This is a genomic window from Psychrobacillus sp. FJAT-21963 (assembly GCF_001420585.1).
In the GTDB taxonomy this organism is placed as follows: domain Bacteria; phylum Bacillota; class Bacilli; order Bacillales_A; family Planococcaceae; genus Psychrobacillus.
The window spans coordinates 750,398-757,296 of the sequence record NZ_LJIY01000002.1 but is presented as its reverse complement, the minus strand read 5'-3'; the positions used below and the strand labels follow the sequence as shown (position 1 = coordinate 757,296).

5 protein-coding genes are annotated in these 6,899 nt (G+C 33.3%); all 5 read left to right on the top strand.

Annotation, left to right across the window (positions count from 1 at the left end; translation table 11 throughout):
• Positions 1-700 precede the first annotated feature (700 nt).
• The 5 genes from AN959_RS09630 to AN959_RS09610 all read left to right on the top strand — a co-directional run bounded on the left by AN959_RS09630 (position 701) and on the right by AN959_RS09610 (position 6,896).
• Entirely contained in the window at positions 701-1,174 is a 474-nt protein-coding gene (locus tag AN959_RS09630) for a DinB family protein (RefSeq protein WP_056830259.1), read from the top strand.
• A gap of 158 nt (positions 1,175-1,332) precedes the next feature.
• A complete protein-coding gene (locus tag AN959_RS09625; RefSeq protein ID WP_056830257.1) occupies positions 1,333-2,169 on the top strand; it encodes a DUF4037 domain-containing protein in 837 nt (278 codons plus the stop codon).
• A gap of 456 nt (positions 2,170-2,625) precedes the next feature.
• Positions 2,626-3,138 (top strand): GNAT family N-acetyltransferase, encoded by a 513-nt coding sequence (locus AN959_RS09620; protein ID WP_082460905.1) that lies wholly within the window; start codon positions 2,626-2,628, stop codon positions 3,136-3,138.
• 215 nt (positions 3,139-3,353) lie between these two features.
• On the top strand, positions 3,354-4,058 hold the full coding sequence (locus tag AN959_RS09615) for a bifunctional 2-polyprenyl-6-hydroxyphenol methylase/3-demethylubiquinol 3-O-methyltransferase UbiG (RefSeq protein ID WP_056830255.1): 705 nt from the start codon (positions 3,354-3,356) through the stop codon (positions 4,056-4,058).
• 1,224 nt (positions 4,059-5,282) lie between these two features.
• Complete coding sequence (locus AN959_RS09610; protein WP_056830253.1) at positions 5,283-6,896, top strand: spore germination protein; 1,614 nt, start codon at positions 5,283-5,285, stop codon at positions 6,894-6,896.
• Positions 6,897-6,899: the final 3 nt, after the last annotated feature.

Here is a 6,899-nt window from a genome sequence, read left to right as displayed (position 1 = left end):
AATATAAGTTGTTAGAAATGAGAAAGAAGCTGATTTATAAAAATCAGCTTCTTTCTATGGAAATTGTGAAGATTGTTAGATATACTACGCTGCATAGTGTTAGTGGAAAATCTTCATAAAAAAAGATTTTTTATAATATTGGGTAAAACTCTATATCAATTTTGTAGGTATCCGAATAGTATAATTTGAAAGCAAACGTTAAAAGTGGTTTGTCATTTTTCGTTTTCTTTTAAAACATACATTTGGGGACTGTCAGTGGTCAGGCAGTCCCTTTCATTTGGCAAGGTTTATCAGCTTATCAATTATAACGGCGTCCATTAAGGACGCCTTTTTATTTTTCCAAAAGACTAGGGGACTAATTATTGCAACGCTAAACAGTACATAAACAACAGTAATCAAAGCAATACAAGAGCAACTCATTCTAAATATTTTCCTTTCAAGGATCTCCTTAATTTTTTGCATAGGAGAGGATGACGTTTGGTTTTTAGATGTGTTTATGTAAAAGTTCATAAGAAATAAATTGCTTATTGAACTAACGGGAGCTTTAGTTAAACAATGGGCTGCCTGTATGGGTAGCTTTTTCTTATTGAACTAACGCAGCAGGTTAGTTCAATAAGAACAGGAAAATCAATATGCTAGGCAGAATATAATAAGATGTAATTGTTTAGAGAAAAAGTATATTTATTTAGGAGTGTTGGTTATGGTTCATGCAAAAGATGTTTTATCAGATCAGTTGTTAGCAAATGCGAATGACCCTAGTTGGTACCGTCCGTTTTCAGATTCAGTAAAAAGATTGTCTGAGGAACAAGCATTTTGGAAGCCAAACAAGGAAAGTAATAGCATTGCTGAAATTGTGCAGCATCTACTATATTGGAATCAAACATGGCAAACAAGGTATCAAAAATCTCACGTTGATGCTGTCCCTTCCATAGGAAATAATAATAACAGCTTTATAATTCCTGAAAATCATACATTTGCAGACTTAAAAAAACAACTATTAGAGGTGCTTTTACTTTGGCAAGAGTTATTATATGAAGAAAAAGTTGAGAGTGAAGTTAACGGTTTTTCTGGAAATGTGAAATGGTGGGAAGTTCTCGGTAATGTGTCAACTCATAACGCATATCACATTGGTCAGATAATTTATATCCGAAAGTTGCAAAATAGCTGGAAATAGATGTAGGAGAAGATGAATAAATAAAAGTTGCGCTAGTGCCTTCTTTAATTAAAGGGTGCTTTACTTGAAGAGGGCTACATGGGTGGCTCTTTTCTTCTTCTACTAATGCAGCAGGTTAGTGGAAGAAGCAAAAAAGATTTCCGAAAGGGAGAGGTTATGTGGATTTAAAAATAATAGCTTCAGACATAGCAAATATATATGAGCGAAATCCAAAGGTTGAAGCCGTTTTATTAGGAGGATCCGTATCACGAAATTGGCATGATGAATATTCGGATATTGAACTATTTGTTTTTTGGAAAGGAGTTCCCACTGACGAGGAAAGGAAGGGTCCAATTGTAGATTTAAATGGTAATATTATAGATTTTCATCCATATGAAGAAGAGGAATGGTCAGAAACTTACATAACTAAGGGTGTAAAATTAGAAATAAGCAATTTTCTAACAGATACAATTAACAAAGTTATAGGTGATGTAATTATATCTTATGATACAGATTTAGCTAAGCAATGTATTGTAGCTACTGTTTTTAATGGAGTTACCCTTAGCGGTGATTTAGTTATTAATAGTATGAAGGAGAGAGTAAGTGAATACCCTTATGAATTAAGTGTGGCTATGGTAAAGGAGAATATATTTTTAGGAAACAGATGGACTAATCGTGAGGCTTTACTTGAGCGTAAAGATTGGTTAATGCTTTATAAAGTAATGGTAGCCGTTCAAACCAATTTGATGGGCGTATTATTCGGTTTAAACCGTCAATTCGTACACCATCCAGCCTTTAAGTGGCAAAAACATACACTTAGTTCAATGGAAATCGCTCCTAAAAATATATCAAATCGCTTAGATTCTATTTTTCTTGATGACCCAAAGGTTTCTATAAGAGAATTAGAAGTAATAATTGAAGAAATGTACAAACTAATACAACGTGAACTTCCTCAAATAGATTTATCTTTAGTTCTTGATAAATTGTTATTTTTGAGACCCAAAAATGAAATATAATAGAAACCTTGTTAAGCTAACGGATGCTTTAGTTAAACAAGACCATCATTTTGATGGTCTATTTTTATCTTTAGATTATCAAGTAGTTTTCGACGATTGTTTGTGAAATGTTACACTTAAACTAACGGGGCAGTTTAGTTTAAGAAGGACATGTAAAAAATTGTACACTCAAACGGAGGAAAATATATTGAAATCAATCTTTTTGTTTCTTTTAGGTTTGATAGTTTCTTGGGGGATATTGGGGGTTATTACAGGAGACTATGGAATAAAAAATATACTAATTTTAATAGTTGCTTATTTAGGTGTCAAATCAGCTATTCTTTTGAGGAAGAAATAAAATGACCAATCCTTGTTCAACTAACGGGTGCTTTACTTCAAGAAGGAGTAAAGCCTTTTTTCTTATTGAACTAAAGAAGCAGGTTAGTTGATTAAAGAAAACTATTAGGGGATAGAAGATTGAATAATAAAAATAACATACCATATACCATAAAAATTAGACCTTTAAGCATAGATGACTATAGGATTGTTTTAAATTGGAGTAAGGATGACGCTTTTTGTTCAGCAAATGGATGGGAGAAAAATAGAAGTGAAGAAGAATTATATAAATGGTGGTTTTATTGTATAAGTGATGAATCTGAAGATTTTATTCGAATGGGAATAGAATTGGAAGAAAGGTTAGTTGGTTATGCAGATTTAGCCTGTATTAAAGATAATACAGCTGAATTAGGTATTGCTATTGGCGAGAGTACATTATGGGGAAAAGGAATTGGGTCTAATTCTCTTCTATGTATGATGGACTTTGCGTTTAAGAAATTAGGTATTATTGTTTTTAAAGCAGAAACCCACGATGCAAATATTCGTTCCAGAAAAATGCTTGAAAGAATAGGATTTATAGAGATAAGTAGGATTGGCGTTGAAGAATATTTAGGAATGGAAAACCAACTAATACAATATAAGTTATCTTTATAGGCTAAGACAGCTCTTTTCTTATTGAACTAACGCAGCAGGTTAGTTTAAGAAAGAAAATGTTAAAAAGTTTTAANCTGAGAGGTATAAAAAGAGAAATTGTGGGCTGGTTTCCATTTAAAATTAATATGTTGTTTTTAATACTCTCGAAACAAGCGTTCATGTAAAATTTGGTAGAATTAAATAGAAGATATTTTAATTGAAAGAAGGAATAATTTTTGAAAGAAACTATTTATGACTATGAAGATTTATTGAAAATGTTAGATTCTTTATTGAGAGAGCCGACTCAGTTTTGGGATACATTTTATTCAGACCGTGAAAAGGGTGTTCCCTTTTTTGCTAATTTTCCTGATGAAAATTTAGTGAGTTATTTTGAAAAAAAACTGTTTATTCCAGGGAAAGTCCTTGAACTTGGTTGTGGTCCTGGTAGGAACGCAATATATTTTGCTGAAAAAGGTTGCACTGTTGATGCAGTAGATTTATCCCAAGAGTCACTTAAATGGGCAGAAGAACGAGCTAATGAAAAAAGTGTAAGTGTAAACTTCATCAATGAAAATATCTTTGAGTTAGACATTGCAGAGGGGACATATGACATTGTTTATGATTCAGGTTGCTTGCACCATATTGCTCCTCATAGAAGAATGAGTTACATAGATTTAGTGAAAAAGGCTTTAAAACCAAATGGTTTCTTTGCAATTACTTGTTTTGTTCAAGGTGGGGAGTTTGGCGGGGCTGGTATTTCGGATTGGGAAGTTTATAGATTGCGTAGCCTAAAAGGTGGATTAGGTTATACGGACGAAAAGTTAAGATCCATCTTTAAGGATTTCAAGGAAATTGAAATAAGAAAAATGAAGGAAATAAAACAACCGAATAAGGTTTTTGGTGTACCTGACTTGATGACTGCTCTATTTCAAAAATATTAATTTGTCCTAAAACAAAAAAGACCTTTTGCATGATGGTCTTTAACAACTAGAGGCTGTAATTTTAGGGCGTGCTTTTCGGACGGACGAGTGAATATAAAGATATAGGTGATTTTACACTAAACGATTCCTTGAAGGATGTTTTTGAAAGTTTTAATATTCCTGTTATTCTAGATGCTGATGTGGTGCATATACGACAGTAAAATATAGTAAAGGTACGGGTTCAATCACCATGAAATTTATATAGATCTAAAAAGAAAGGTATATGGTTTATAAAATAAAAATTAGTGATACATAATATTAACCGATATGCTTATTGAACTAACGAGTGATTTAGTTCAAGGTCATGAGGTTGCTTAACAGCTCTTTTAGATAATTAGCGTATTATAAATGAACTTTAATCATAAGACCTTCTAATTCCGACAATGAATTAGGAGGATTTTTTATGTCTATAAGTAGAAACATGGTGTATTTGCAGTAAGTAGTGATGTAATAGTATTACCTTCTAAATATCATGATACGAAGAGAGATAACTTAAATATTATCTCGGCACTAGATACAGTATTTCAACAAATGAGGATTGCAGGAAATTGTTGTCAGAGAACAATTGAATGTTATCAATACATCTATTGAACTGTTCGTGACTATTAACAAGTTACATTAAGCGGATAATAATACGGTAGAATCACTGTATCACTATTTTGATGTGCTAGTAGTAAATCTAGCTAAAAATTTGTACGTTAATTATTGATAGTAGACTATTAGAAATTTCCAAGTCAAATTGACAAAATAAGTTTAATTGTCATGAATTACATTCCAAGTTTATTATTGTCAAAACTATTGTCACTAATCTTTGAGAGGAAAGTGTTGCACTTGGATGTACGGTGTCGACAAAAACTTTTTTGATCACTACAGTATTTTTATTCATAGGTAGATTTGATAAATGCATTGTTCATTCGCTTTTTTTGTCCCTTATTTAGAAGTTTTGTCGAAAACATCTTCCTATTTATTAAATGTAGTATGATTTAACAAATTAAAACAAATTATATGTGTTTTCAGACTTTTTATTTAAAAGGAGTTTCCTCATGCTAAGGAAAATGAGAATCTATAACTCCTCAACTTGCTTAATAGAAAAGTTAACAGATCAGGCGATATTTTCCTAATTGGCAAAGTAATAAACAAAATTATATAAGTACGCAAAAAAACAAATAGTAAACGAGGTAGTGTATGAGCTTTTTTAGAAAGAAAACTAATTCTAAAATACATTCTAATTCAACTAGCCAAATGATGAATGCAAGTTCAAGAAACGAATTAAAAGCAAATCTTCAAGAAAATATACAGAGAATAAAAGATTCCCTTGGAAGCAGCTCGGATATTATCATTCGAGAAATTCGAATCGGAAAAGAAGAAACTATTAAAGCCGGTATTATCTATACAGATGGATTAACCGATTCAAACTCACTACAAAATTTCATTTTGGAAACGCTCATGCTCGATATCAAAGGGACCGAATTACAGAAAAAACTATCTCCTGAACAAAATCTTATTAGCGTATTAAAAGATTTTGCAATGACAGTAGGAGAAATTAAAGAACTAACTGATTTTGAAGTGCTTTTTACTGGGCTTTTATCTGGGGATACGATTATTTTAATCGATGGATATGCCCAAGGTTTAATCATTTCCAATAAGCATTGGGTTGAGCGTGGAGTTACGGAAGCAACAGCCCAGGTGGTAGTAAGAGGACCCCGCGAAGGATTCTCTGAAAATTTGCGTGTAAATACCGCATTAATTCGTAGAAGACTGAAAGACCCAAATCTTTGGATGGAATCAAAAGTTATTGGAAAACGCACGAAAACGAATGTTGCCATGATGTATATTAACGGAATTGCAAACGACAAAATAGTGAAAGAAGTCCGTATGCGTTTGGATAAAATTGATATTGATGGGATTCTTGAAAGTGGAAATATCGAGGAATTGATTCAGGATGCACCATATTCACCTTTTCCAACCATTTTCAATACGGAACGTTCGGATGTAGTTGCTGCAGCATTATTGGAAGGAAGAATAGCCATTTTGGTAGATGGAACACCATTTGTTCTAATTGTTCCAGCATTATTCATTCAATTTTTTCAATCTTCGGAAGACTACTATCAACGTGCGGATATTGCGAGTCTAATTCGACTCCTTCGATTTTTTGCATTCGCGATTGCATTGCTTGCACCTGCATTCTTTATTGCGGTCACAACTTATAATCATGTAATGCTACCACCTGCACTCCTTATTAGTCTGGCAGCCCAACGAGAAGGTGTCCCATTTCCGGCATTTGTTGAAGCAATCATAATGGAAGTCACTTTTGAAATCTTGCGTGAAGCAGGATTAAGAATGCCACGAAGCATCGGTTCCGCCATGTCTATTGTAGGGGCATTTGTAATTGGAACTGCAGCGGTTGAAGCAGGCATTATTTCTGCTGCGATGGTAATCGTGGTTTCAATAACCGCCATTTCTAGTTTCGTTTCTCCAACTTACGACTTAGCTATCTCTGTCAGAATACTACGCTTTGGGTTTATGGCAATAGCTGCTTCTTTTGGTTTAGTAGGAATAACGATTGGTTTAATTGCTCTACTTCTGCATTTATGTAGCTTGCGTTCTTTTGGAGTGCCCTATATGTCTCCAGTAGCTCCATTTAATCTTTCCGATCAAGAGGATATGTTTATTCGCTTGCCTAAATGGAAAATGTTTACTCGACCTCGTCTAATCAATCAACAAAATATCGTTAGGCAGCAAGATTCAACCTCTGCAAGACCAGAGCCACCAAAAAATAATGAGTATGAAGGGGTATAAACG

What these genes read in the sequence shown, in the direction of transcription:
- AN959_RS09630 (WP_056830259.1), top strand. Translation starts at nt 701, where the DNA reads ATGGTTCATGCAAAAGATGTTTTATCAGATCAGTTGTTAGCAAATGCG.
- AN959_RS09610 (WP_056830253.1), top strand. Translation starts at nt 5,283, where the DNA reads ATGAGCTTTTTTAGAAAGAAAACTAATTCTAAAATACATTCTAATTCA.